1 protein-coding gene is annotated in these 280 nt (G+C 60.0%); it reads right to left on the reverse strand.

Translation table 11 applies throughout. The annotated features are described in order from the left end of the window. The coding region (locus tag J5M56_RS25965; RefSeq protein ID WP_207938184.1) for an LLM class flavin-dependent oxidoreductase at positions 1 to 280 on the reverse strand (280 nt) is incomplete at both ends.

Genomic DNA, 280 nt, shown 5'->3' on the forward strand with positions numbered 1-280 from the left:
GGGGTGAGCGCTGGATGTTCAGCGGCCCTTTAACCTTGAAGAACTCGCCCTGATGGCCCAGGGTGTGCAGCTTGGCCGGGTCGAAAAACTCGCCGGTCTCTTTGTTGCGGGTAAACGCATCGTCCTCGTACGAATTCCAGAGACCTTGCACCACCCACAGGCCCTGAACTACCTGGACATGTTCCTGGGCCCGGGCATAGCGGGTATCGTAGTCGTAGTGCTCGTCCAACCCATAATTGCCCGCAGTGCCAGCATCGCCGCTGGTGACCACGTTCCAGCC

The sequence above is a fragment of the Pseudomonas sp. 51_B genome (genome assembly GCF_017491595.1).
GTDB classification, from domain to species: Bacteria; Pseudomonadota; Gammaproteobacteria; order Pseudomonadales; family Pseudomonadaceae; genus Aquipseudomonas; species Aquipseudomonas promysalinigenes.